The organism is Dolichospermum flos-aquae CCAP 1403/13F (assembly GCF_012516395.1).
GTDB lineage: Bacteria > Cyanobacteriota > Cyanobacteriia > Cyanobacteriales > Nostocaceae > Dolichospermum > Dolichospermum lemmermannii.
In genome coordinates, this window is the sequence record NZ_CP051206.1 from 2,878,402 (window position 1) to 2,903,850 (window position 25,449).

At 38.2% G+C, this 25,449-nt stretch carries 20 protein-coding genes and 2 pseudogenes; 10 read left to right on the forward strand and 12 right to left on the reverse strand.

What is annotated here, in order from left to right; genetic code table 11:
- Window positions 1-7: 7 nt before the first annotated feature.
- Together clpB and gloA are read right to left on the reverse strand one after the other, a co-directional pair.
- The gene (clpB, locus tag HGD76_RS14035) at window positions 8-2,626 is read right to left on the reverse strand and encodes an ATP-dependent chaperone ClpB (protein WP_168696158.1); all 2,619 of its coding nucleotides are present in this window, start codon (window positions 2,624-2,626) and stop codon (window positions 8-10) included.
- Window positions 2,627-2,718: 92 nt separating this feature from the next.
- Window positions 2,719-3,111, reverse strand: coding sequence for a lactoylglutathione lyase (gene gloA, locus HGD76_RS14040; RefSeq protein ID WP_015080233.1), 393 nt, complete (start codon window positions 3,109-3,111; stop codon window positions 2,719-2,721).
- A 173-nt stretch (window positions 3,112-3,284) separates the two neighbouring features.
- Between gloA and HGD76_RS14045 the strand changes: the two are divergent.
- From HGD76_RS14045 to HGD76_RS14055, 3 genes and pseudogenes are all read left to right on the forward strand, one after another.
- Window positions 3,285-3,437, forward strand: a pseudogene (locus tag HGD76_RS14045) (Uma2 family endonuclease); the annotation flags it as partial.
- 72 nt (window positions 3,438-3,509) lie between these two features.
- Entirely contained in the window at window positions 3,510-3,809 is a 300-nt protein-coding gene (locus tag HGD76_RS14050) for a type II toxin-antitoxin system HigB family toxin (RefSeq protein ID WP_168696159.1), read from the forward strand.
- Window positions 3,793-4,194 carry a helix-turn-helix domain-containing protein gene (locus tag HGD76_RS14055; protein ID WP_168696160.1) on the forward strand — a complete coding sequence of 134 codons (402 nt, stop codon included), beginning with the start codon at window positions 3,793-3,795 and terminating at the stop codon, window positions 4,192-4,194. Before HGD76_RS14050 ends, HGD76_RS14055 begins: the two co-directional genes overlap by 17 nt.
- On the opposite strand, the gene HGD76_RS14060 is transcribed toward HGD76_RS14055, so the two are convergent.
- The 3 genes and pseudogenes from HGD76_RS14060 to HGD76_RS14070 all read right to left on the reverse strand — a co-directional run bounded on the left by HGD76_RS14060 (window position 4,180) and on the right by HGD76_RS14070 (window position 5,113).
- A complete protein-coding gene (locus HGD76_RS14060) occupies window positions 4,180-4,401 on the reverse strand; it encodes a DMT family transporter (protein WP_168696161.1) in 222 nt (73 codons plus the stop codon). The genes HGD76_RS14055 and HGD76_RS14060 overlap by 15 nt on opposite strands.
- Window positions 4,402-4,410: 9 nt before the next feature.
- Window positions 4,411-4,995, reverse strand: a pseudogene (locus tag HGD76_RS14065) (IS630 family transposase); the annotation flags it as partial.
- On the reverse strand, window positions 4,973-5,113 hold the full coding sequence (locus tag HGD76_RS14070; protein WP_168694813.1) for a hypothetical protein: 141 nt from the start codon (window positions 5,111-5,113) through the stop codon (window positions 4,973-4,975). The gene HGD76_RS14070 and the pseudogene HGD76_RS14065, both read right to left, overlap by 23 nt.
- A gap of 822 nt (window positions 5,114-5,935) precedes the next feature.
- Between HGD76_RS14070 and HGD76_RS14075 the strand changes: the two genes are divergently transcribed.
- Window positions 5,936-7,462 (forward strand): S8 family peptidase, encoded by a 1,527-nt coding sequence (locus HGD76_RS14075; protein WP_168696162.1) that lies wholly within the window; start codon window positions 5,936-5,938, stop codon window positions 7,460-7,462.
- Here HGD76_RS14075 and thrC read toward each other — a convergent pair.
- Window positions 7,428-8,522, reverse strand: a complete 1,095-nt coding sequence (thrC, locus tag HGD76_RS14080; protein WP_015081148.1) for a threonine synthase — start codon at window positions 8,520-8,522, stop codon at window positions 7,428-7,430. The genes HGD76_RS14075 and thrC overlap by 35 nt on opposite strands.
- A gap of 240 nt (window positions 8,523-8,762) precedes the next feature.
- On the opposite strand from thrC, the gene HGD76_RS14085 reads away from it, so the two are divergent.
- The gene (locus tag HGD76_RS14085) at window positions 8,763-8,954 is read left to right on the forward strand and encodes a hypothetical protein (protein WP_148279126.1); all 192 of its coding nucleotides are present in this window, start codon (window positions 8,763-8,765) and stop codon (window positions 8,952-8,954) included.
- 17 nt (window positions 8,955-8,971) lie between these two features.
- Here HGD76_RS14085 and HGD76_RS14090 read toward each other — a convergent pair whose 3' ends face one another.
- Window positions 8,972-11,386 carry a hypothetical protein gene (locus tag HGD76_RS14090; protein ID WP_325064807.1) on the reverse strand — a complete coding sequence of 805 codons (2,415 nt, stop codon included), beginning with the start codon at window positions 11,384-11,386 and terminating at the stop codon, window positions 8,972-8,974.
- Between the two features lie 495 nt (window positions 11,387-11,881).
- Here HGD76_RS14090 and HGD76_RS26385 point away from each other — a divergent pair, with 495 nt between their 5' ends.
- The gene (locus HGD76_RS26385; protein WP_267904238.1) at window positions 11,882-12,010 is read left to right on the forward strand and encodes a hypothetical protein; all 129 of its coding nucleotides are present in this window, start codon (window positions 11,882-11,884) and stop codon (window positions 12,008-12,010) included.
- Here HGD76_RS26385 and HGD76_RS14100 read toward each other — a convergent pair.
- From HGD76_RS14100 to menD, 4 genes are all read right to left on the reverse strand, one after another.
- Window positions 11,978-13,033: an agmatinase family protein gene (locus tag HGD76_RS14100; protein ID WP_168696163.1), complete on the reverse strand. Its 1,056-nt coding sequence runs from the start codon at window positions 13,031-13,033 to the stop codon at window positions 11,978-11,980. The genes HGD76_RS26385 and HGD76_RS14100 overlap by 33 nt on opposite strands.
- A 108-nt stretch (window positions 13,034-13,141) precedes the next feature.
- Window positions 13,142-14,062: a 50S ribosomal protein L11 methyltransferase gene (gene prmA, locus HGD76_RS14105; protein ID WP_168696164.1), complete on the reverse strand. Its 921-nt coding sequence runs from the start codon at window positions 14,060-14,062 to the stop codon at window positions 13,142-13,144.
- Window positions 14,063-14,349: 287 nt separating this feature from the next.
- The gene (gene serA, locus HGD76_RS14110; RefSeq protein ID WP_168653617.1) at window positions 14,350-15,930 is read right to left on the reverse strand and encodes a phosphoglycerate dehydrogenase; all 1,581 of its coding nucleotides are present in this window, start codon (window positions 15,928-15,930) and stop codon (window positions 14,350-14,352) included.
- A 159-nt stretch (window positions 15,931-16,089) separates the two neighbouring features.
- Entirely contained in the window at window positions 16,090-17,799 is a 1,710-nt protein-coding gene (gene menD / locus HGD76_RS14115) for a 2-succinyl-5-enolpyruvyl-6-hydroxy-3-cyclohexene-1-carboxylic-acid synthase (protein WP_168696165.1), read from the reverse strand.
- 12 nt (window positions 17,800-17,811) lie between these two features.
- Between menD and folB the strand changes: the two genes are divergently transcribed.
- From folB to HGD76_RS14130, 3 genes are all read left to right on the forward strand, one after another.
- Window positions 17,812-18,177, forward strand: coding sequence for a dihydroneopterin aldolase (folB, locus tag HGD76_RS14120; RefSeq protein WP_168696166.1), 366 nt, complete (start codon window positions 17,812-17,814; stop codon window positions 18,175-18,177).
- A 153-nt stretch (window positions 18,178-18,330) separates the two neighbouring features.
- Complete coding sequence (locus HGD76_RS14125) at window positions 18,331-18,825, forward strand: hypothetical protein (protein ID WP_168696167.1); 495 nt, start codon at window positions 18,331-18,333, stop codon at window positions 18,823-18,825.
- Window positions 18,822-21,620: a ParA family protein gene (locus HGD76_RS14130; RefSeq protein WP_168696168.1), complete on the forward strand. Its 2,799-nt coding sequence runs from the start codon at window positions 18,822-18,824 to the stop codon at window positions 21,618-21,620. The genes HGD76_RS14125 and HGD76_RS14130 overlap by 4 nt, the downstream gene beginning before the upstream one ends.
- Window positions 21,621-21,658: 38 nt before the next feature.
- Here HGD76_RS14130 and HGD76_RS25435 read toward each other — a convergent pair whose 3' ends face one another.
- On the reverse strand, window positions 21,659-23,812 hold the full coding sequence (locus HGD76_RS25435) for an ATP-binding cassette domain-containing protein (RefSeq protein ID WP_168696169.1): 2,154 nt from the start codon (window positions 23,810-23,812) through the stop codon (window positions 21,659-21,661).
- A 308-nt stretch (window positions 23,813-24,120) separates the two neighbouring features.
- Here HGD76_RS25435 and HGD76_RS14140 point away from each other — a divergent pair, with 308 nt between their 5' ends.
- Window positions 24,121-25,242 (forward strand): ferrochelatase, encoded by a 1,122-nt coding sequence (locus tag HGD76_RS14140; RefSeq protein ID WP_168696170.1) that lies wholly within the window; start codon window positions 24,121-24,123, stop codon window positions 25,240-25,242.
- Window positions 25,243-25,449: the final 207 nt, after the last annotated feature.

The following is a 25,449-nucleotide window of genomic DNA, read 5'->3' on the forward strand; positions in this document are numbered from 1 at the left end:
AAAATGCTTAAACTTTTTTACTAAAACTTAACCCAGTTTCAACCTTATCAATGATGATAGTATCACCAGAAACAAAAGTATTTTCCAGTAACTTCGTAGCCAGAGGATTTTCTACCTCGCGTTGAATTGAACGTTTTAATGGACGTGCGCCATAAACTGGGTCATAACCAGCTTCCACAAGATGATCACAAGCGGCTTGAGATATTTCAAAAGAGATTTTTTGTTCTTTGAGCAGATTTTCCACCCGTTTAAGTTGAATACGGATAATATGCCCCATTTCTGAACGATTAAGAGCGTGGAATAGAATTAAGTCATCTATGCGGTTGAGAAATTCGGGACGGAAGTGACTTCGCAAACCTTCCATCACCTTATTACGCATTAAATCATACTTGGAATCATCCCCAGATACATCCAAAATATGTTCACTACCAATGTTGCTAGTCATGACTATGACAGTATTCCGAAAATCTACAGCCCGTCCTTGGGAATCAGTAACTCTACCATCATCCAATACCTGCAACAAAATATTAAATACATCGGGATGGGCTTTTTCCACTTCATCTAACAGCACCACAGAATAAGGATGTCTGCGAATCGCTTCCGAAAGTTGTCCCCCTTCTTCATAACCCACATATCCGGGAGGCGCACCCACTAAACGGGAAACCGAGTGTTTTTCCATGTACTCGGACATATCCAAACGCACCAAAGCATCATCCGAATCAAAGAGAAATTGAGCTAAGGCGCGGGCGAGTTCGGTTTTACCCACTCCAGTTGGTCCCATAAACAAAAATGAACCAATAGGTCGCCCAGGGTCTTTCATCCCTGCACGGGCGCGACGAATCGCCGCAGAGACAGCGGAAACGGCTTCTTCTTGACCAATTACCCTTTCATGCAAATGACTTTCTAATTGCAGTAATTTTTGCCGTTCTGATTCCAAAAGGCGATTGACGGGAATTCCTGTCCATTTAGCGACAATTTCGGCAATATCGGCTTCGGTGACTTGTTCGCGCAACAAAGTCGAACCTTGGGTTTGCATTTCTAAAAGTTTCGCTTCTTTAACTTCTCGTTCTCGTTGCACACCTTCTAACTTACCGTACTTCAATTGAGCGGCTTTGTTTAAGTCATAGTCTCGTTCTGCTTGTTCAATCTGCACCCGCATGGCATCTTCTTCTTTCTTCAACCCGCTGATAGATTCTAAAATCTGCTTTTCCCCTTGCCATTGTTCATTAAATATTTGCTGTTTAACTGTTAAACTGGCAATTTCTTGTTCAATTCGTTCTAATCTTTCCCTGGTTGGAGAAATACTCTGTTCTTCTCCAGATAATGACAGCTTTTCCATTTCTAGCTGCATTAAACGCCGGTCAATGGTTTCTAATTCCGCAGGTTTGGATGTAATCTCCATTTTCAATTTCGCTGCGGCTTCATCAACTAAGTCTATCGCTTTGTCTGGTAAAAAGCGGTCAGCAATATACCGCGCTGATAAGGTTGCAGCAGCGACTAAAGCGGAATCGGAAATTTTAACATTATGATGCACTTCATAACGTTCTTTTAAACCTCGCAAAATCGAAATTGTATTTTCTACTGTTGGTTGATCTACATATACTTGTTGAAATCTTCTTTCTAATGCTGCATCTTTTTCAATAAATTTGCGATATTCATCTAAGGTAGTTGCCCCAATACAACGCAATTCGCCCCGCGCCAACATAGGTTTAAGCAAATTTCCGGCATCCATTGACCCTTGTTGATTAGAACCAGCCCCGACTACGGTATGCAGTTCATCAATAAATAAAACTACTTGCCCGTTTGATTCCGTAACTTCACGGAGGACATTTTTTAAACGGTCTTCAAATTCACCTCTATATTTTGCTCCTGCAATCAAACTACCGATATCCAAGGAAATCAATTGGCGATTCTTTAAAGACTCAGGAACGTCACCATTTACCATTCTTTGGGCTAAGGCTTCAGCGATCGCAGTTTTGCCAACTCCCGGCTCACCAATTAACACAGGGTTATTTTTACTACGTCGAGACAATACCTGAATTACCCGGCGAATTTCATCATCTCTCCCAATCACAGGATCTAATTTTCCTGCTTTTGCTTGTTCTGTCAAATCTCGTCCAAATCTTTTTAAAGCTTCCTCTTGTACATCTGCTTCTGCTTTTGGAGATGCTTTGATTTGGGGAGTAGCGCGAACCGATTTAACCCCAAGTTCTACTTGAGCAATATCTATATTTAAGCTTTTAAATAATCTTCTACCAACCCGTTCGTCATTACCAAACGCTAAAATTATATGCCCTTCTGAGATTTCTTCCTCTCTCATTTTGGCTCTAATTTCATCGGCTTTATCTAAAAGTAAATCTAAATTTCGCCCCAGGTAAAGTTGATCACTTTTTCCAACTTTCGGTTGACGTTGGGTAAAAGCCTCTAATTGTTGTTTGAATCGGACTGAATCAACTTCCGCACGGGTGAGAATGGCTGTAGCTAGGCTGGTAGGTTCTTCTAAAAGGGCGAGAATTAAATGTTCAACTTCTAATTGTTGTTGTTTATAAGCACGAACCACGTCTTGGGATTTTGTTACCGCTTCCCAGGCTGTATCAGTAAATTTATCAGGATCTGTAGGCTGCATTTGTAAAATTTTAGATTTTAGACTTGTAATTTAAGTTTAGGAGGGATTTGGGTAATGGGTAAAGAAGTTCTCTTCTTACCCTCTACCCTAAATCATTCTGGAGTTTTTAATTGAATCAATTCAACTTTATAACCATCTGGATCTTCCACAAAAGCAATTACCGTTGAACCATGTTTCATTGGTCCTGGTTCTCGGACTACTTTACCACCCAGTTGTCCAATGGTCTCACAGGTAGCGTAAATATTATGCACACCCAAGGCGATATGACCATAGGCACTACCTAAATCATACTTTTCTACGCCCCAGTTGTGGGTGAGTTCTAAAACTGAATGATCACTTTCTTCTCCATAACCGACAAAAGCCAGGGTAAATTCTCCCGCTGGATAATCTTTCCGACGGAGTAACTTCATTCCCAGAACATCACAGTAAAATGTTAAGGACTCTTCTAAATTACCTACCCGCAGCATTGTATGTAGTAATCGCATATTTACCCTTTATTCAATTCTTATATTTTATATCTTATATCTGATCAGGAATTTTCACGATACTTGCGTTTAATCCTGCTTTTGATTGCCAAATCGTTGATAATTCTATCTTGACCAATTTCAGCAAGAGATTGTGATAAAATTGATTTTAATTTCAGATGGAGGAAATAATTATGATTTCATCACCTTTGATATTACATTTTCCCTCATCAATGCAAATGACAGATGAAGAATTTTTTGATTTCTGTCAAGAAAACCGTGATTTACGCATTGAGAGAAATAGATTTGGAAATATATTAATTATGCCACCTGTTGATTCAGAAACTGAGTTGTGAATCTGTTTTATCAGGATTTGTTTTAGATATGCGTAAAATTTGGTAAACCAAATAAATAGGAAGATGCACGTTATTAGTTTTAGAATAGTCAGAGAATATGCAGAAAATCATGCAGATTGTCAGGAATCACTTAACAACTGGTATAAGATTGCTAGTAAAGCTAAATGGTCAAACTTAGTTGAAGTACAGCAGGTGTTTCCGAAAGCTGAATCTGTTGGAAATTTTACAGTTTTCAATATTAAAGGCAATAAATACCGTTTGATTGTTAGCATAGATTACGAAGGTCAATTAATTTATATTAAATATATCCTCACTCACGCGGAATACGATAAGGACAAGTGGAAAAATGACCCTTACTTTTAATCCAGAGAAATACAAAGAATTATTAACAGCATATCTTCCCAAAATTATCAAGACTGAAGCAGAAAATGAACAAGCTTTAGTTATTGTGGAAGATTTAATGCACCGCAAACGCAGTGCTGAAGAAGAGGAACTTTATCAATTATTAATTACTTTAATAGAAAAATTTGAACAAGAATATTATCAGATTAATCAACAAAATAATCCTCAATCTATGCTATTATTCCTTTTGGATGAATCTGGTAAAAATAAAGTTGATTTACAAGCTGTTTTGGGTTCAGAAAGCCTTGTTGATAACATTTTAAATGGAAAAGAGAAAATAACTCTAGAATTAGCTCAAAAACTGGGAGATTTTTTTCATGTAGAAGCAGGTTTATTTCATCAATAGGGTATCCAGGATTTGAGGATTATCAGGAATAGGTTGGGGAGATAATAATAACCAAGGGATATAAATAATCAGGGTAAAAGCTCTTAATCCCCAAGCAACTAAATATTCATCTAAAGGGCGATCGCCTTTGTTAGTAACAATTTTACTAAAGACATCTCGCAGAGATTCAAAGGTAGCAGCCGCCAGTGAGAAGTATAACCAAGTCATATAGGACTCCTATTTGAGTTTTGAACAAATTCCGTACATCTGAAGAGTGGCAAAATCAAAGGTAGTGTGTCGAATAAACCACTCAAACATCCACTTTAAATGCGAGAAGGAAGGTATCAATGCACAGAAACGCCGAACCCATGTTTTAGCTTGTAACCAAATATCCTCAATCGGATTTTGCTCTGGACAATTAGGAGCAAAGCGAACGCAGTGTATTTTCCATTCAGGGGGTTCCAAGCCTTGATTAATTTCTGCCAAAAAACCTCGAATCTCTTTGGAACGATGATAAGTAGCACCATCCCACAAAATCAGTAATCGCTGGTCAGGAGACTGATTTAGAAGATATTGAAGGTAGTCAATAGTATTTTCTGAGTTGCCCTTGTCATCAGCCTTCATCAGTAATTGTCCTTCGAGATAATCAACCGCCCCGTAATATGTCTGTTTTTCGCGCTCATTTACGACTGACACTGTTATTTCTTGGTCTGTTTTCCCCCAAACATAGCCACTTAAGTCTCCCCACATTAAATGACACTCATCAAGCAGCAATACTCTTAACTTTCCTGTCTCAATTTCAACGCGGTGGTTTGCCAATAATTTTCCTTACCTCACGCGCATCTGGACGCATATCTATAAAATCTTGTAGTTCAGCTATCGCCTCTTCCTGCGATACTTTTACTGTCTGTGTTGCAGTTTCTGAATGCTGACTTATCATTGTTCCTTGTTAGACTTGTATACCTCACCGTATTCTCTCTTAGTCTTGTTCAGAAATCAAATAGGAATCCTATAGGTTTAACATATCAGAAAATGGGCGACTTTAAAAATAGTCAGATCAATTTTGATGAAGCCATAATATTATTTACAGTAGCGGCAGCTCCCCAGCAAGTTGAGAAAGTTGAAAGAGAGAAAGTCAGTAACCCAGCCCTAAAGGGACTGGGCTTGTAAGAGAAATCAAGCCGTACTGACCAGACCACCCTGAGCCTGAGAAAAACCAAAATTTGTAAGAGGATGTTTGAAAAGTGGTATTCCGTAATTTTCATCACATTGCTACCCCCCTTTCCCCTTGTAAAGGGGGGAAACAATAAAAATCCAGTTCCCTCCCCTTTACAAGGGGAGGGTTAGGGTGGGGTAAAAAATATTTGATACATCAACCATAACTTTTCAAACACCCTCTAAGGGACTTCCAAGAAATAAAATCCCCAAAAATTTCTTGTAGTGCGGGCATCTTGCCCGCTGGATATGTACCTCATAACACTAGAAAGTGCTGTATATCGCTATCAGGAATATCAAAGAATCCTGATTTTGTCATGAAATCATATTTTTACTGGTTATGTCATCAAATATTAATTTATTTTTGTTGTTAGCATCATTCATTAAATATTAATTTATTCGTAATTAAAATATCTTTTTGCATTACCAACTCATAGTAATAATTAATAAAGCAGAATAACTGATAATTTCAAATTATTGAATTTGCAAATATTGACAAAATTACTTTGTCAGAGAAAATATAACTATTTTTGGGGCTTAAATACTTATGTCACTTGATGTTTCTGCGGACTTTTCATCTCAAAAGAAAATCAATTATACTGCCACTTCCCAAACCAATGCCTTTCAAAATCCCACTGATAATAGGATAATTTGGGGTAGTCATAGTTCTTCTTCCCAAGATAATTTAGCAGCAACCGCATCTGTTGCTACTAATAGTAGTTATAACTCAACAAATGGCTATGGCTTGGTGAATGCTGGATTAGCAGTGAGTAAAGCCGCAGGTGTTAGTCCCTATGCAGACGTTCCTAATGTGGGTGGGAATAATTGGGGAGCGGATCTGATCAAAGCTCCCACAGTCTGGAATAATGGATATACAGGACAAGGAACTATTGTTGCCGTACTAGATACTGGCGTAGACTATAACCATCAAGACTTAAAAAATAATATTTGGAGTAATAACAAAGAAATAGCTGGTAATGGGATAGATGATGATAGTAACGGCTATATTGACGATGCTCAAGGCTGGAATTTTGATAGTAGCAATAACAAGGTCCTAGACAACAATGGTCATGGGACTCATGTTTCTGGAACTATAGCCGGAGAAAATAACGACATTGGAGTCACTGGCATTGCTTATAACTCCAAAATTATGCCAGTCAAAGTCCTAGATGCCAACGGCTCAGGTTCTTACTCAAATATCGCCAAAGGCATTTATTACGCAGTTGATAATGGTGCAAATGTCATTAATCTCAGTCTAGGAGGTAATTCCTCTAACGATACTCTCAAGTCAGCCATTGAATATGCCAGCAGCAAAAACGTCATCGTTGTTATGGCAGCCGGTAATAATGGTGACTCAATGCCATCCTATCCCGCCCGGTACGCCTATAATTCAGGAATTGCTGTAGGTGCAGTGGATCAAAATAATAACCTTGCGGACTTTTCTAGCCGTTCTGGTTCTCAAGAAATCACCTATGTCACTGCCCCAGGAGTTAATATTTACTCCACAATACCCAATAATCAATATGCCAACTACAATGGCACTTCTATGGCAGCCCCTCACATTGCTGGTGTTGTCGCTCTCATGCTCAGTGCTAACCCTAAGCTAACTGAAAGCCAAGTCCGCCAAATTATTACCAGCACATCTGCAAATAGCACTAATCCTTCAGAGCCAACAAAACCTTCAGAACCGGGGTTGAAAATGCCGTCTTTATTCCCCCCTCTAGACTCTTTTTTCCCGCTGGATTTGATTAATATGATCAATATAGGCTCAAAATTACCTTTCAACCTACAATCTCAATCATCAAACTCTATTTCCCTTCCTCCCGTTGTCGTCTCTATGAACGAAAATCAGTTAACGTTGCGTTTCGGTAATCTGGAATCATCACCCGCACAGCAGTCTAGCTACTATAGTCAGAATTTATCAATTACCTTTACTGAATCTGGCATACACTACTATGCGGACGAAACCCCAGGTGAGAATCCTGACATAAAAGTCAGCATAACTGCAACACCTCTGGGAATGGCGGTTGTTTTGGGTGTTAATCAAATCCCATTGCTTTCGCAACGGCTTTAATGTCCGCCGGAATACCCTGTTTAAATTGGGCGTGACTGTGTTTAATGGCCGTATCTGGGTCTTTTAACCCATTACCAGTGAGGACACAGACTACCGTTGCCCCGGTGGGAACTTCGTCTTTTACCTGTAACAAACCGGCGACAGAAGCCGCGCTGGCAGGTTCACAGAAAATCCCTTCCGATGATGCTAATAGTCGGTAAGCGTCGAGAATTTCTTCGTCAGTGACAGAACGAAAACTGCCTTGGCTGGCTGTTTGAGCGGCTATGGCTTTATCCCAACTGGCTGGATTACCAATTCTAATGGCTGTGGCTATGGTTTCCGGATGTGCCACTGGTTGACCATTTACTAAGGGTGCAGCCCCAGCGGCTTGGAAACCCATCATTTTCGGCAAGCGATCGCATTTACCATCTTGATGGTATTGACAAAAACCCATCCAATATGCTGTAATATTGCCCGCATTTCCCACGGGAATACATAACCAATCGGGGGCATCACCCAAGGCATCAACAACTTCAAAAGCTCCTGTTTTTTGCCCTTCTAGCCGGTAGGGGTTGACAGAATTTACCAAAGTGATGGGATATTGATCTGCCATTTCCCGGACAATTTCCAGGGCGCGGTCAAAATTTCCTTGAATAGCCAGGACTTCAGCCCCATAAAGTAACGCTTGGGCTAATTTACCTAAAGCCACATAGCCATCAGGAATCAACACAAAGGGTTTCATTCCCCCCCGTCTAGCATAGGCAGCGGCAGCGGCGGAGGTATTACCAGTGCTGGCACAAATCACAGCCTTAGCACCTGCTTCTGCTGCTTTAGAAATTGCCATAGTCATCCCCCGGTCTTTGAAGCTACCAGTGGGGTTAAGTCCATCATATTTGACATACACCTTCACCTGTCTGCCAATACGTTCAGCGATCGCTGGCACGGGAATTAAAGGTGTGTTACCCTCCAACAAAGTCACCACCGGGGTTTTTTCGCTGACAGGCAAGTATTGACGATAGGCTTCTATCAGCCCTGGCCAGGGTTGGCAATGAGATTTAGCAGCAGACAGGCTCAAAGTCACAGGATTCAAAACTTCTTAATTAAGGATTTGGGATTGGGAATGCTCTTGGTATAAGTATCCCACTTTTCAAGTCTATATGTTAGTTGCGGAACACAGTCACAATGATCGGAGTCTTTTATCACTACATTTGTAACCGATTAGAGTATATAATGAAAACTATATAATATCTTAACAAAGATTAAGATAAGTATATTATACTATTTTCAAATGGTGTGAGTTAAGTTTCTAATGCCAACAACTATGTCTACTATGTCATCCAGTGTTTCCGAATGCGAATCCCACGCTAACTTAGTCAAGAAGTTAACGAAGGCTTACTATCGAGACGATCAGCAAGTGAAGTTCATGGACTTACAAGCAGAGGTAGATTCCCTTTTAGCGCAATTGCAAAGTCTCAAAAGCGAACAAGTGGAAGCTCCCAGCGACGAAGAATAAATTACCTGTAATGGTGACTATTCAAATTGCTGATTAGTTTGTGACCAACGTTGCAGACTATAGCCCTGTTTATTTTCTACCAGTAACGCTAGAGATTGGTCATCAGTAAGTTGAGCGATCGCTATTAGCGTTTGCTGGCTTGCATGGGCAAAATCACTATAAATTACTCTACTATCCGCCGACAAAATCAGAGTCCGGGGACGTTTTTTATCTTCCACTGGTTTTGAGTTATTACCATCGGACTGATTTAAAGATGCTATAGCGGGATCAGAAATAGTTATGACAATTTCCTGCTGTGCATCATTAGTTAAATCAGCCAATTGAACTGGCCAATCACCCATTTTTTCCCGCATTTTCTGAAAATCAGGAATATTACCAGCATTTATATCACCCGACTGTTGTAGTTTTCTCCAGATAGTCGGCAAGATTAATTCTACTAATTGGGGTTTTTGTTGATATAATTCCTTTACAGATACCGGAGACGGTTCTACCCATTTCAACGCATCCACAGTCAGGGCTAAAGGTTGAGGTTGAAGAGATGTAACCTTATTTTCAGAAAGCGCGGAACCCGACATTAACAACCGTAAACCCTGATCTTGCACTTGTACAGCTTTAATCGTAGTCGTAGTAACTTCTTGTTCTCCATTGGGTTTCCAGACAATAATTTGCATACTAGGGTCATAACTAATACCCAGAATTTTTCGCCAAAATTTTCGAGGTTGATGTTTCAGTTGGTCAAAATTAGCAAATGGATAACTTAACCAGCTTGTACCATCATGAAATGCACTAACTTCCACCTGATACCAAACTTGATTATTAGTAATTTTCAAATCAGTTTGCAGAGATATTGGCAACCAATCCTGCTCATTAATACGACTAATTTGGTTGACAGTGCCAATAATTCGACTTTTATGGGCATTGATCTTATCATCATCAAGTTTAGTTAAAATATCTTGAATATAATTGAGTGTTTCCTGGTTAATATTCGGTTGTGCTTGCAACCAAGCATTAGCTCTTTCTTCCCCCCGTTGGACTTTAAAAATTAGTGCTACCCAAGCTAAAACTGCGCGACGATTAGGATTGAGTCGTAACGCTACAGCAGACCGATTCCAGATTCTCCCTTTATCTGTTTGTAGTAAATTAGCAATTTCTTGACCATAATCAGCTGAAGTTTCAAATACCTGTAAAGCCTTTTCCCAACGACCATCAATAATATCCGCTGTAACTTGTTGCTGAGGACTTGCCCAATTTTTATCAGCCTGCATTTTCGTAAATTCCGAATGTAAGCGAATTACATCTATTTGCGCCCGTGCTGCCGCTGAAAAAGGCTGTTTACGCTGTTTTTCTAAAGATATCAACCATGTAAAAGCAGGAGTCCAAAGTCCATTTCTGGCTAATAACAGAGATTGTTGAAAAGCAAATTCATCAATTGCGGGTTTTTGGAAATCAATTGCTTCTAAATAAATAGAATTAACAACTAACTTACTAGGTTTAACTTGATAAACTTGTAAATTTGGTTCTACATTTATCGTTTGATCAATAATTAACTCCTTTGAATCATTACCCGTTATCTGTTGCCATTTAGGTAATTGACCATTGTGGGTCTTCCAAGATAACATTTGTTGTAAGCTTTTCAGCGGAGGATTGTAATAGACAACTTGACCATAGGTAATATTATCATCGTTATTTTTGTGTTCACCCTGCAAATAAAACCAAAATCCTGGAAATAGATTAGTATCTGCAAAAGCTTTCACCTGATTTAAAGGTAAATTTGTCTTGGTTTCTTGATTGTCTGATTCAGAAATAGCCGCAAATGAAGAGGACTCTACAAAATTTCTCGATAATCCAGTAACAGGTAATTTAGTAATTAAATAGTAGGATTTTTCTGACTGAAATTTAGATTCCAAATCCTGGGAAAGTTTATAGATCCTCAATTCTACCAATTCTTGACAATGAGATTGACAATTCTTGCGTTTTTGGAAAATTGGTAATAAAAAAGATTCCTCTGATTTACCATCTAAAGGCAGGATTTCGCCAGATAGACGTTGTTTTTGAGTTAAACCGAGTTCAATAGCTGTAAGTGTTTCCGGTAGTTCTCGTTTACCTGTAGATATTTTTGCCCATTTTGGTAAAAAATCATTCACCCAGCTAATCTGGGCAGGATTTAAAATAAATAGCACACTAATCCAACCAACACCAATAATTACACTAGCACTGCCTAACAACAGACCCATAGCCAACGTAGACCATAGCCAACTACGCCGTTGAGAACGTTTGGGTAATTTTTTAACATTCTTCTTGATTGCAGCTTGAGAAGGCTGATTCAGCTTAGTAGCTTTTGGTCTGCGTTTGCGGGGTTTATTGATCATCTGACTATTACTAGCACTAGTAATTTGATGTTGTTCAAAATCATCCATGATAGATTTTGACAAACTTGGTGCAATTTTGCCAGTGTACTGGGGTAAAACTTAAAACTTCGCCCAGATCCCCGACTTCTTCAAGAAGTCGGGGATCTTGTTTGTTGTTTATAATTGGGAACGGGTATATTTTTGCTGAAATCACGAACAGGGAGAAAATGAGCAATAAAAAAGGTTTGGTTGTCAACCAAACCTTGACTTAAATCCAGTGCATAACAACATCCCGAATCAATTTAACCTATATGATCTATTTTCAACATCTTCCTATAGTATGTATGCAAATTCCATAAAACCTGATAGGAAATCAGTGGTCAGTAGGGGCGAAGCATTTGGAAGATAAATTATCGATCATTGCCAAAAATAGTTCTCCAAATGCTTCGCCCGTACAGTGGTCAGTAGACATCTCCGGTAATTAAATGTGCGTGGTTTGAAACCCTTGTAGAGACGTTCTATAGAACGTCTCTACATTCATTTTCACCAGAGGTCTAGTGGTCAGTAGGGGCGAAGCATTTGGAAGATAAATTATCGGTCATTGCCAAAAATAGTTCTCCAAATGCTTCGCCCGTACAGTTGTTAGTTGTAACAGGAAAGTTATTATTACTCCTATTATCTATTACCTGTTCCCTCTTTCTGAGATAAATCTAATAAATTTGCTAACTTGTAAACTATTCGCGCACCGACATTACCATCCCATTCAGCATCACCAACTTCGCAGACATCAAAACCAATAATTTCTCTACCACTATTTACCAGTTCGCGGAACAAACAATAAACTTGTTCTAATTCCAGTCCTCCAGGAACAGGAGTACCTGTATTGGGGCAAAGTTTAGGATCTAAACCATCAATGTCGAAGCTAATATAAACTTTTTCTGGTAAATGGTTGATAATTTCTCGACATAAATCCAACCAATTTTTACCAGCATATAGTTGTTGTTTAATTGCTGAATCATAATAACCAATAATGCGATCATTTGATTGATTAATGATTTGCACTTCATCGTGACAAATATCTCGTACACCTACTTGGACTAATTTAGAAATTTGCGGTATTTTCATGGCATTAAACATAATAGACGCATGAGAAAATTCAAATTTCTCATAGGCATTCCGTAAATCTGCATGGGCATCAATATGTAAAATTCCCCAGTCATCATATTGATTAGCTAAGGCTTGAAAGTAGCCTAATGGTGAACTGTGATCACCACCAATGACAGCAACTCGTTTACCTTGATTCATTGCTGCTTGTGATTGGGTAAATAACCAATGATTTACCTGTTCCCCAGCTTGGTTAATTGCTTCTAGAACAGAGGTTAAATCTGGTGAATCTGTTAGGGATTTACCTTGGGCTTGATGTTCAATAATTCTGGCTGCTTGTTGACGATAATAGTTATTTTTTTCGATCATTTCCTGGGGAATTTCTACCATAAATATTCCCTGTTTCCAACCGTCGGGATGATCAAAATCAAATAAATCTATTTGCAGTGAGGCATCTAAAATTCGCTGTGGTCCGTTCGCAGTTCCCGCACGATATGAAACGGTGACTTCCCAAGGTATGGGGAAGATAATTAAATTGGCTGAATCGTAATCATCAGGTAATCCGAGGAAGTTACCATTTTTTTCGGCTACGCTGTTGGGATTGTATTCTTGTAGTGGTTTATTCATTGATGAGATGATTTGATAAATTCAAGTTCCAAATTTATGAGTATAGATTTTTTTTGGTGATAATTCTGTTCTCTATTCTCTGCTATATAAACTTTTTTGTGAATATGATTAAGAACGACGGGCATTTAAACAACACCATTCTTTTTTTTTCCAGAGAGTAGCAACAACCCAACCATTTTGTTCTAAAGCATCAGCAACACCCTGGGATTGTTCTAGGAGAATTCCACTAAATATACCCCAAGTGCTGGGTTTGGTAATTGTGGTCATTTCTGGGAGTAATTCAATAATTACATCAGCTAAAATATTACAGACAATACCATCTACTGGCTGATCAATTATTTTCCGTACCATGTCTACACTCCCCTCAATGGGGATTAAATAGTCTGGACGGATATCATTAAGAGCGCGATTACTAAAAGTGGATCTCACCGCTACGGGATCATTATCAACGGCATAGACTTTACCAGCACCTAGTAAGATTGCCCCAACGGCTAGAATACCCGAACCACAGCCAATATCGGCAATGATTAACGGTTCTTTTTTTTCTTCCGTATCCACAAAGGATCGAGGAACTTCGCTAAAGCGCATTTCTAGAGATTCTAAGCATAATTGGGTCGTGGCATGATTACCTGTACCAAACGCCACACCAGGATCTAAGCGAATTACCAACCTGTCCAAGGATTCGGGTAAAGGTAGCCAAGCGGGGTTAATCAGAAAGCGATCGCCTATTTCTTCGGGTTGCCAGTGTTGTTTCCAGCTACTAGACCAGTCCTCTTCGTCAATTAAGCCCCAATGCACCATGGGTGAAGGGAGTCCTACACATAGTGCATCTTGGCGCAGCCATAGTGATAAGGCAGCCAAATCTAGTAATTGGGTTTTAAAGCTGGGCAAATAAGCCTTAATGATGGCGATATTACCCTTAATTTCTACTGATGTACCACGACAGCCAAATTTTTCTAACCGCCAAAATATAGTATCTTCTAAATCTGGTTCAGATAAAATATTCAATTCCCACCAAGTGTTTACCATAGAATTTTAGATTTTAGATTCGTAAAAACAAACTTTGATTGCTATGATTATCAAATTACTGAATCAATACTGTTCGGTTAAGGATTTTCGTAGGTTGGGTTGTAGCTTGCTTGCCCGTTGCAGTACAAAGACCAAACCCAACAAACCGTTGTAAATGTTGGGTTTCGTTCCATTGCTCCGCAACGCTTACGCGAACAACCCAACCTACATAATTTCATTGTTTTGAGCTTAACCGACAAGTATTGATTACTGAATCATCTGCAGCAAATAAATCCCAAAAATCACAGTTAAAGTGCGACTGTATATGCGTCCCGAATACCATCTACTTTTTTAATTTCCTCTAAAATGCCATCGGGTAAAGGATCATCAATACTGAGAGCCATAACAGCATCACCACGCACAATTTTCCGACCTACCTGCATACTAGCAATATTGACATTAAAGCTGCCGAGGAGAGAACCGAGTTTACCAATAATACCTGGCATATCCCGGTGGCGGGTAAACACCATGTATTTACTAGGGGGAACGTTAATGGGGAAACCGTCAACGTCTGTTAAGTGAATTTCCTTATCACCTAATAAAGCACCTGTGACAGAATGTGTACCTAAAGTCCCTGTAGCTTGGAGATGCAATGAACCTGCATAATCCCTTGCGGAAGCATCCCTGGTTTCAATGACTCGAATCCCCCGTTCCTTGGCTTCTATGGTAGCGTTGACATAATTGACCCGTTCCCGTAGGGCTTGGTAAAGTAGTCCTTTCAGGGCAGCGATAACTAAAGGTTGACTTTTATTAGTTGCCAGTTCCCCTTGCAGTGTAACATTAAGTGTCTCAACTCTGCCGCCGACGAGTTGACCAACTAAATTCCCCAAGGTTTCCGCTAACTCCATGTAAGGCTTGAGTTCTTCCAGAATATCGGGTCCTAGTCCAGGAATATTCACAGCGGAACGGGCAGGTAGTCCTAATAACACATCCCGAATTTGTTCAGCCACGTCTATGGCGACGTTGACTTGAGCTTCAGCAGTGGAAGCACCGAGGTGAGGGGTAAGAATAACTTCTTTACCCAAGCGTAGCAATTCAGAATCACCTAATGGTTCAGAATCGAACACATCCAAAGCCGCCCCAGCAATTACACCATCTCTGATTGCCACTGCTAAAGCCGCTTCATCAATAATGCCACCACGAGCGCAGTTAATAATTCTGGTGGTGGGTTTCATTAACGCCAAGGTTTTAGCGTTGATGATGTTGGCAGTTTCCTTAGTTTTGGGAATGTGCAAGGTGATATAGTCGGCTTGCTGGAATAACACATTTAATTCCACCAATTGACAACCCAATTGTTCCGCTCTTTCGCTGGAGATAAATGGATCATAAGCTAGGAGTTTCATGCCCATTGCTTTAGCTACACTGGCAACATGAGAACCAATTTTTCCTAACCCGACAACGCCGAGGGTTTTTTTGTATACTTCCGAACCAACATAACTTTTCCGATCCCACTCACCACGTTTTACTGAAGCATTAGCATCAGGAATGTGACGAGACAAGGATAACATCATAGCTAAAGCGTGTTCTGCGGCGGCAATGGTATTACCTTCTGGGGAATTGACGACGACAATCCCTTTGCGAGTCGCTGCGGGAACATCAACGTTATCCACACCTACACCGGCACGGCCAATAATTTTTAATTTGGTGCCAGCTTCTATAATTTCTTGAGTAGCGCGAGTTCCAGAACGGATCATCAGCGCGTCATACTCACCAATAATGGCTTTGAGTTCATCTGGCTTGAGGCTGGTTTTGACATCAACGGTGGCAACTTGGGAAAGAATATCAATACCAACTTGATCAATTGGATCTGAGACAAGAACCTTAGACATAATAACTTGATTTTGGTTAACAGGTTTTGCTGTACAAGATTTTTTAGTTTAATCTTTATCTGTGGCACTTGGGCAAAAATTATGGAAATCTGTTTTAAAAATAGATCCCCGACTTCTTGGAGAAGTCGGGGATCTGAATATTCTAAATATTTGAACTACTTACCAATTACTAAGTTTTACTAAATTTTCTTTTCTCCACATCACATCTCTTTTCCTATTTGTTTTGACTTCTAAAACCCTAATTCCTATTTTTGGTAATTGCTTTAAGCTATCTTTTAATTCTTCCCAAGAATTAATTAACTGATATTGCACATTATAAGTAGCACATAATTGAGCAAAATCAATATTTTGAGGAGTGGCAAAAAATTCTTCAAAAGGTGGATTAAACTGGGCAATGGGTAACATTTCAAAAATTCCCCCACCATTGTTATTAATCAAGATAATCGTTAGATGTCCAATAAATTTATTTTTAATTAAAAAACCATTGGTATCATGCAATAAAGATAAATCTCCTGTTAGCATTACACTACTTTGCTGATGATGTGCTATTCCTAAAGCAGTGGATAAAGTACCATCAATACCATTTGCACCCCGATTAAAATAAGGTTTAATTCTTAAATTATTGGGTTTCCAGAAAAATTCTACATCTCGCACTGGCATACTATTTGCAATGAATAGGGGTGTTTCTGGTGCTAGGTTTTGGGAAATTAACCAAGCGGTTTTACTTTCGATTAATTCATCTACATTTTCAAAATAATCATCAATATTTTTTCTAACTTGCTTTTCTGCTATACACCATTTTTGTAAATACTCACTTTTTGCTAATTCCTCAATTTCCAATTTACCAATTTCTGTTACTGATATTCTTAAATGTGTGGTTTTTCCATGTAAAGGATCTAAATTTTGATCACAATTATCAATTATCAAACGTTGAGGATTAGTAGTAATTAACCAATTGCGTAATTCTTTACTTGTGGGCATTTCTCCAATTTGAATTACGATTTCTGGGGATAATTCTTTGGCAAGTTGTTGATTTCTAAGAATGATGTCATAGGTAGAAATTAAATAGGGATTTAAGTCTGTGTAATTTCTGACAGGGGAAAGTCCTTCAGTTAAAACAGGCCATTGGAGAGATTGACTTAGGTTAGCGATCGCTCTACAATACTCTTCCGGGGCTTGTGGTTGGGCTACACCAGCAATAATGATCCCTTTTTGGTAATTGGTAATTGGTAATTGGTAATTGGTAATTGGTAATGGGGTGGAAACTATTCCCGCAAAGAAATCTTCCACATCTAAGGTAAAATCTGTACCATCAGGAATGGGCGCGAGAGGGTCACGAAAAGGTATATTTAAATGTACTGCGCCAGAATTGGGAAATTGACAACGTTCCCAAGCGTGAATTACCGTTTGCCGGAGATAATCTAACATTCCCACATCTAGAGAAGGTGTAGCTAATTCCCCTTGCCAATTGGGATAATTACCGTATAATTTTACTTGGTCAATAGTTTGTCCTGAATGACAATCTCGTAATTCTGCTGGTCTGTCAGTGGTTAATATTAACAAAGGGACGCGACTTTCTCTAGCTTCAATTACTGCTGGATAAAAATTTGCCCCCGCAGTTCCCGAAGTGCAAACTAATACTACAGGTTTCCCCGTTGCTTTTGCTTGTCCCAAGGCAAAAAAAGCCGCCGAACGTTCATCTAAAATCGGAATTGCTTCAATATGCGGTATTTGTTGGACAAAAGCCACAGTTAATGCTGTAGAACGAGAACCAGGACAGATAACAGCGCATTTTAAACCCAAACGTTTGAGGGTTTCTGTTAATACATAACACCAAAGAAGATTAAGATTATTAAAAGTAAGTTGCATTGATTAGAGATTATGGACTGTATTCATTTAACAGGAATTCGCGGCTATGGCTATACTGGATTTTTACCAGAAGAACAGGCCTTAGGACAATGGTTTGAGGTAGATGTTAAATTATGGTTGGATCTTTTCCAACCCGCTAAAACAGATAATATTGAAGATACTATAGATTATCGGCGCGTAATTAGTTTAGTGCAAAAATTGCTGAAAACCTCAAAGTTTGCGTTGGTGGAAAGACTAGCTGGGGCTATAGCTGATGGTATTCTAGAGGATAGCGATGGTATTAGTCAAGTACAAGTTATTCTCAGTAAAACCGCTGCACCTATTCCTGATTTTAGCGGCAAAATCAGTATTGAATTGACTAGAAGTAAACTTCAGTAGCAGGAGTCACGCAGAAATATTTGGTTTATTAAAACTGTATCAATTATGGAGTGTTTGACATTAATGCAGGATGAGTTGAAGTATAGGTATGAGCGGTTAATAGGTGGCGCGATTTTGACGTAAAATAACTGAGTAATATCTTGGTTAACGGGAATGAAGATAACTTTTACAGACAGGGAAATGCAAAGAGCATGGCGTGAAAATTCTTCTGCCTATCATAATCATAATGGAGTCCGAACTAATGCCCACCGCTTATTATTATTTTATGCTGTTGAATGTGGTTTAAAAGCAGTGTTGATGAAGAAAAAGAAAGTAAATCGTACTGATTTATATCCAGAAATATTAAAAAAGGGGCATGATATAAATGGGTTGTTAGAATGTTTATACCCTGGCAATAATTCATTGCAAATCTGGAAACTACCAAAACAGTTATTTATTCAAGATATTCAGGATAATTCTTATGTTAAGATAAAACAAGAACGACAATTAACGCCTGATGACATTAACCAGATTTGGCGCTATGGAGGGAAGTTCATCTTAAAAAAAGATGAGAGTGAGAATAAACGGGAAAAAATAACAGACGAAGACATAGAAAAAAAATTGTTAAACATTGTTGAATTGATTAAAAAAGAACTTCAAGGACTATGAAAGATTTTAAATTACTGACTTGGCTTGATATTAGAAGAATTTTTCGCCGCAAAACTAACTATGGGACTAATTTACCAGAGAACATAGTAAGTATTAGGTGTTTTTCTGATGCTGTAGAAATAAATATTTCTGATGAAAATTGTATAAATAAAGTCAATGACGTATTAAAAGAATGGTTTGAGGATTCGTATCAGCAAGAAGAGTCTATGATTCAACTTGATGTTAGTAATGCTACATTACCCGTAGAATTTATCTCTGAAGAAGAACCTTATATAACTGATATTGAAGTACGTCCTTTTTGGGAAGAAATTGCTTATCTAGAAAGTGATTCAGAAACAGAAACCGCCATCAAAAAAATAGTTAAGCTACCAGAACCATATACGGAAAAACTTAGTTTAATAGCTTTTTATTCTTTTAAAGGTGGTGTAGGCAGAACATTAAATTTAGCAGCCCATCTTTTTGCTTTGCTAGATAGAGCTAAAGAGTTAAATAAGTCTATAAAAGTCTTAGTAATTGATGCGGATTTAGAAGCTCCTGGTCTTACATACTGGAATGAATCGTCAAAAAGAAAACAACCAGAAGTTTCATTTATTAATTTTTTAGAAATTTATCATTATTCACCAATTGATAGAGAAGAAGCACTTGCTTTATTTGCTAACGAAGTAAAAAAATCAGTGAAACATGAAGGAAATTCACAAGTTTATTTTTTACCCGCATTTCTAAAAGATAATGAATTATTAGATATGCCTATTTTACCTGAACATTTAGTCAGAGGTATAGATGGAACATGGGAATACGGTAATGCTATTCATCATTTAGGTGAAATTTTAGGTGTAGATTATGTTTTTATAGATTTGAGAGCAGGTTTAAGTGAAATATCTAGTCCTATAATTTTTGATCCCAGAATCCAGCGTTTCCTTGTGACAACAATTAATGATCAATCTATTAGAGGTACAAGTTTAGTTTTAAAACAAATTGGTAAAGTTGCTCCATCAAAAGAGGAAGTTAATAAAAAAATATACTATGATCCAGCCATCATTATTAGTATGCTAAAAACAGAATTTAAGGAATTACCAAATTATATTAATGCTACAACTGACTTAGAGTCTAATTATGTACAATCTAAAGAGCCTACGTTAATAGATACTAGATTAAATACTCAAGAAACTGATTTTAATGAGAAATTACTGTATATCCATAACTGGGAAGATGCCCGCTCAAAATTAAAAGAGACTACGGTAATTGAAAAAGCTATAGATTGGGCAAGCCAACAATTAATCAACGCTGAAAAGGAAGTACAAACTACAAAAGACAAAGGAGACATAAAATCACGACAAGAACAACAAGTTACAAGGCTGAGAGATTTATGTCAAAAGTATGAACTTGCTGAATCAGGAGAAGGTGAAGATTTACTAATAACAGAACCTTTACAAAATTTAGCAACTAATTTTCGAGATGAATTACCTCATGTAATATCAATTGGAGCGAAAGGTGCGGGAAAAACTTTTAATTATATCCAACTTTCACGCTTTAAATATTGGGGAAAATTTTTGAATTCTATTGATAAGAATGAAACTAGCTCAATTCAAACAAAAACCTATATATTGCCTTTCCTGGAGTCGAGTAACCTTAAAAATAAAGCAAAAACTGTAATTAGTGAAGCCAGAAATGAGGTTAGAGCAGTTCTAGGTGTGAATGTTCCTGAGTTTGTACATTCAGAGTATACCGATAGGATTAAAACGGCACTTACAGAGCAAAATTGGGATGAACTACAATGGACAAAATTTTGGGTGAATGAAATTGCCAGAGCTATAGCCATTAACCAAAATTTAGATACTCCTAATACTCTTAGCAGCATAAATCAAGATTTAAAAAATAAAGGATTAAAGATTATCTTTTTGTTTGATGGGTTAGAAGATATTTTCCCTAAGATTGCCTCTAATGATCAACAGCAGAAAGCCTTAAAAACCTTGATTGATGATTTGCCAAAGAAATTGTCAGAAATTAGGCAATCTCATCTTGGTATAATAATTTTCTTGCGTCGTGATTTTCTAAGGTACACAATTACTCAAAATTTGAGACAATTTGAAAATCTTTACCGTTCTTATGATTTATCTTGGAATGAAGATTCTTTTTTGAAGTTAGTTTATTGGATTTGTAGTGAATCTAATGTTATAGGTGCAAAAAAAGATAGTAAAGATAGTATTTACAGTCTCAGTCAAGAGAATCTCGTAGCTGAATTAGAAAAGCTATGGGGTAAAAGACTAGGGGCAGAAAAGTCCAAAGAAGCCTACACAGCTTCTTGGGTATTTGCAGCTTTAACAGATTTTAAGGGCAGACTTCAGGCCAGAGATATTGTCCGCTTTTTGTACTATGCGGCGAAGATCACAGTAGATAATGCTAAAGAAATACAGTTTGAAAAGTGGTCTACAAGTCGGCTATTACCCCCTCAAGCTATTCGCCGCGCTTTAAAACCATGTAGTGAAGAAAAAGTAAAAGAAGCTAAGGAAGAATATCCAACTTTCAAAACATGGGTAGAAGAAACTCTACCTCCTCAGTCTGAACGCAAAATACCCTTTGCTGTAGAAAAATTCAATATTGATCAGCAAACCATGGGAATGTTAGAAGAAATGGGTGTAATTTATGAAGATACAGCTAAAGAGGACATAGATAGGTTTTATATGCCTGAAATTTTCCGCGAAGGGTTAGGTTTTTCAGGTCAAGGTGCGCGACCTAGAATAGTAGCGTTGAAGCGTCGGGTACTAGGGAAAGGGATTTTCGCAAATCTTCAGTGAATAGTCGAATAAATAACAACGGACAACTGACAACTAAACTAATCACTAATTTGCATTTTGCTTAAAATTCGTCGTGAGACATTAAAAAATACCAAACCTAAAATTGTAAAATTTGCCGATTTTAAAAGCTGCATTACTTGGGCAATTGCTACTTCTGGATTGTCAAGAACTATATGTAAACTATTCGCAAAAATAGAAACTCTCCAAGCATCAAATTGTTGTTTTAATAGTTTAGAAGCAGCTTGATTTTGATTAACAATAATTTCTATGAGTTTTCCTGGTTGAGAATCTTTAATATAACTGGGTGAACCTTCAGCCGCGATTTCTCCAGCTACCATAAAACTCATCCGGTTACATTGTTCAGCTTCTTCTAAATAATGGGTTGTGACTAAAATTGCTGTACCATTTCGCGCAAAATCATTGATTAGTTTCCAAAACTGACGACGTGCTAAAGGGTCTACTCCAGATGTTGGTTCGTCTAAAAATAAAATATCTGGTTCGTGCATAACAGAAGCACCAAAAGCAACCCGTTGTTTCCAACCTCCTGGTAATTGTCCCGTTAGCATATTTTCTTGTCCTTCTAACCCACAGGTAGATATGACCCAATCAATTTTTTCTTTTCTAAGTTTGCGGGTAACGCTGTAAACACCGCTATAAAATTCTAGATTTTGCAAAGTTGTTAAATCGTCATAAAGGGTAAATTTTTGACTCATATAACCAATGCGTTTTCTTAATTTGGCACTTCGCAAATTTCCGGTTTCTCCACCGAGAGAAATTTCTCCTCCACTAGCTGCTAATAATCCACATAACATTTTAATTGTGGTGGTTTTTCCTGCACAATTTGCCCCTAAAAGCCCAAATATTTCCCCATAACGCACTTCAATATTAACACTTTTAACAGCTTGAAATTTACCAAAGACCCGATTGAGATTATTCGCATAAATAGCAATTTGTGAAGATGGTAATTGGTAATTGGTAATGGGTAATAGGGAAGAATTTTTTTCTCTATGAATATTCTCATTTATTTCTTGACTTTTATTTCCGCCACGAGAACGAGGAAATTGTAAAAATGGTGGTGCAGAACCTTGTTGTCGCAGACGAGTAACAAAGACATTTTCTAAAGTGGGTTCACCATGTTCAATATTGGGATCATATTGTTTTAGTAATTCATTTACTTGGGTTTCACCTATAGTTATATCTTCCACTAAAACATCCAAGCGATTCCTACGGAGCGCTTCGCTATCGCCAAAAGTTTGCACATCAACTACATTTGTATGTAAATTCTGCAAGAGAATTTTCTCGCTGATTTCCAAATTAGCGGTTTTTACTTCCAAACGATGTAAGCCTAAATGGTTGCGTAAAGCCGCTGGAGTGCCAATTTCATGAATTAACTGGGCGTTGGGAATACCAGGATTGAAGCCTGTGGTCTTGGTTTGGGTTAATGCCCCTTGGATAGCACTTAATTGTTCTCGTGTGGCATTTACCGATGCTTGACGGGCTTCTAGGGTGGCTATGGCTGTATCTAATGTAGTTTGTGATTGGTCAAATTGCTGTTGATTAATAGCACCTTCTTTGATAAGCTGTCCATAGCGATCGCGGTTAATTCTCGCTAATTTTACTTCTGCCTCTGTTTGCTTAACTTGGGCTTGTGTTTGTAATAATTGAGTCTTAGCCGCGGCTACGTTAGATTTTGCCTGTTGAATTCGTCCTTGGGTATCCCCTTCCGACTGCTGTAAATTGAGTTTTGCTTCCCTAATTTGACTATTAATTTGTTCAATTTCACTTTGCACCCTATCCACATCTGCAATTGCCTGTTGTTCATCAGATTGTGCAGATGTTATCCTAGCCTCAGTTCCTCTTAATTGTTCTTGTAATAATTGATCATTACTGTCATCTAATTTAATTAATTCTTGTCCCTTTTTAACATAAGCCCCTTCTCGGAAAGCAATTGACTCAATTCTTCCCGAACGCTTAATCCCAATTTCGGTTTCATAACCTTCAATTCTGCCACTTAGTTTCAGTGTATCTACTGCTTTTTGTGGTTGAGTTCGCCACACTGCATAACTAATACCACCTCCCACAACTAACAACCCCAATAACAAAGGAATTGGTTTTTTACCCTTCTGCTGCTTAGATGGTGGGATAGGAACATTAGTAAAATTGTCTGGAGATATTGGCGCAGTTTGAGACATATAGGGCTACTATTTGATTTTTGAACAAGCTGTAAACCGTAAACCCCATCGAATCAACGATTGAGTCTCAGTATAATGAACAACAATCAAACCGGATTCCTATAGTAGTTTAGAACCTGTTAAATATCCGGGTGGTTTAGGTTTAAAATTTAATTGACCGTTGAGGAACAAAGAACGTAATTCTTTAAAAGATTTAAATTTATTTTATCCTATCCCCCCGGATAGGATATTATGCTACAAATTGAGAGAGATCATCTAGTAATTGTCTAGGCTTGTCTCCCTGTTCTAGTTATCTTGAGGAACTCATTGTGGTTGCAACCCCGGAAAAACTGCACGCTACCCATAGCCACGAGCATATACCCAGTAAAGACCGTGTAGCCGTGTTACTGATGGGCTATGGCGAAGTCGAAAGCTACGAAGATTTTGCTAACTATAACGAACAAGCTTTAAATTTACTAACTGCTAAATTCGCTCCTGTTCCTACTTGGATTTATCCCCCTTTAGCCAAACTTTTGGCATTATTTGATCGTCATGAATGGGGACACACACATCATGATTTTATCTCCCCTCATAATGCCATTTTTGAAAGACAAAGAGCGGGTATTGAACACGAGTTACAACATAAATGGGGTAATGGTGTTCAAGTTTTCAAAGCTTTTAACTTTTGCGCTCCTTTTTTACCAAATCAAGTTTTAGCCGAAATTAAAGATCAAGGCTTTAGCAAACTGCTGATTTATCCATTATTGGTTGTTGATTCCATTTTTACCAGTGGTATTGCTCTTGAACAAGTAAATAATGCTCTGGTAGAATTAGCTGATGGTGATGAACATTGGATCAAAGCCCAAAGATATATTCCTTCGTTCTACAATGAGCCAAAATATATTGATTTAATGGCGCATTTGGTAGAAGAAAAAATTCATACTGATTTGGCTACGGGTTATTTACCTTCGCAAATTGGGATTATCTTGATGAATCATGGTTGTCCCCACAAAGCGAAAGGTTTTACTTCGGGAATTGATGAAAGTCAAGCCATGTATGAGTTAGTTAGAAACAAGTTAATTAACAATTATCCGTTAATTTCTGTGGGTTGGTTGAACCATGACACACCGTTAATTGAATGGACTCAACCAAATGCTACAGTAGCTGCTCAAAATTTGATTCAATTGGGTGCAAAGGCGTTGCTATTTATGCCCATTGGTTTTGCGACAGAAAATCATGAAACTTTGTTAGATGTGCATCACATTATTCATGATTTGGAAAAACAACATCCAGATGTAGATTATTTACAGATGGCTTGTGTTAATGATGATCCCCAATTTTTAGCTATGGTTGCTGAATGGGCAAATGCACATATAGCAGAATTGATGGAAACTGAAGGTATGGCTGTTAATTCAGAATCAGCTATTACTCACCACCATCACCATCATTAGACATCTCCAAAAAAGAATATAGGGACATATAGGGACAATTAATGAATTGTCCCTACAAGAGTTTTAGGCTACGCATATTGAGTAATTGGGCGGTTAGAAACCGCGTCTAGACAGGCAAAACCCACACTATGGCTAACGCCACGCTACGCTATCGGCAAGCTCAGTGACCGCCTGGGCGGGTTAAAAATATTTAGTTTTTCTTAGTCC

Coding starts and splice junctions, on each gene's coding strand:
- clpB (WP_168696158.1), bottom strand. CDS start 2,626: ATGCAGCCTACAGATCCTGATAAATTTACTGATACAGCCTGGGAAGCG.
- gloA (WP_015080233.1), bottom strand. CDS start 3,111: ATGCGATTACTACATACAATGCTGCGGGTAGGTAATTTAGAAGAGTCC.
- HGD76_RS14050 (WP_168696159.1), top strand. CDS start 3,510: ATGCACGTTATTAGTTTTAGAATAGTCAGAGAATATGCAGAAAATCAT.
- HGD76_RS14055 (WP_168696160.1), top strand. CDS start 3,793: ATGACCCTTACTTTTAATCCAGAGAAATACAAAGAATTATTAACAGCA.
- HGD76_RS14060 (WP_168696161.1), bottom strand. CDS start 4,401: ATGACTTGGTTATACTTCTCACTGGCGGCTGCTACCTTTGAATCTCTG.
- HGD76_RS14070 (WP_168694813.1), bottom strand. CDS start 5,113: ATGATAAGTCAGCATTCAGAAACTGCAACACAGACAGTAAAAGTATCG.
- HGD76_RS14075 (WP_168696162.1), top strand. CDS start 5,936: ATGTCACTTGATGTTTCTGCGGACTTTTCATCTCAAAAGAAAATCAAT.
- HGD76_RS14085 (WP_148279126.1), top strand. CDS start 8,763: ATGTCTACTATGTCATCCAGTGTTTCCGAATGCGAATCCCACGCTAAC.
- HGD76_RS14100 (WP_168696163.1), bottom strand. CDS start 13,033: ATGAATAAACCACTACAAGAATACAATCCCAACAGCGTAGCCGAAAAA.
- prmA (WP_168696164.1), bottom strand. CDS start 14,062: ATGGTAAACACTTGGTGGGAATTGAATATTTTATCTGAACCAGATTTA.
- serA (WP_168653617.1), bottom strand. CDS start 15,930: ATGTCTAAGGTTCTTGTCTCAGATCCAATTGATCAAGTTGGTATTGAT.
- menD (WP_168696165.1), bottom strand. CDS start 17,799: ATGCAACTTACTTTTAATAATCTTAATCTTCTTTGGTGTTATGTATTA.
- folB (WP_168696166.1), top strand. CDS start 17,812: ATGGACTGTATTCATTTAACAGGAATTCGCGGCTATGGCTATACTGGA.
- HGD76_RS14125 (WP_168696167.1), top strand. CDS start 18,331: ATGAAGATAACTTTTACAGACAGGGAAATGCAAAGAGCATGGCGTGAA.
- HGD76_RS14130 (WP_168696168.1), top strand. CDS start 18,822: ATGAAAGATTTTAAATTACTGACTTGGCTTGATATTAGAAGAATTTTT.
- HGD76_RS25435 (WP_168696169.1), bottom strand. CDS start 23,812: ATGTCTCAAACTGCGCCAATATCTCCAGACAATTTTACTAATGTTCCT.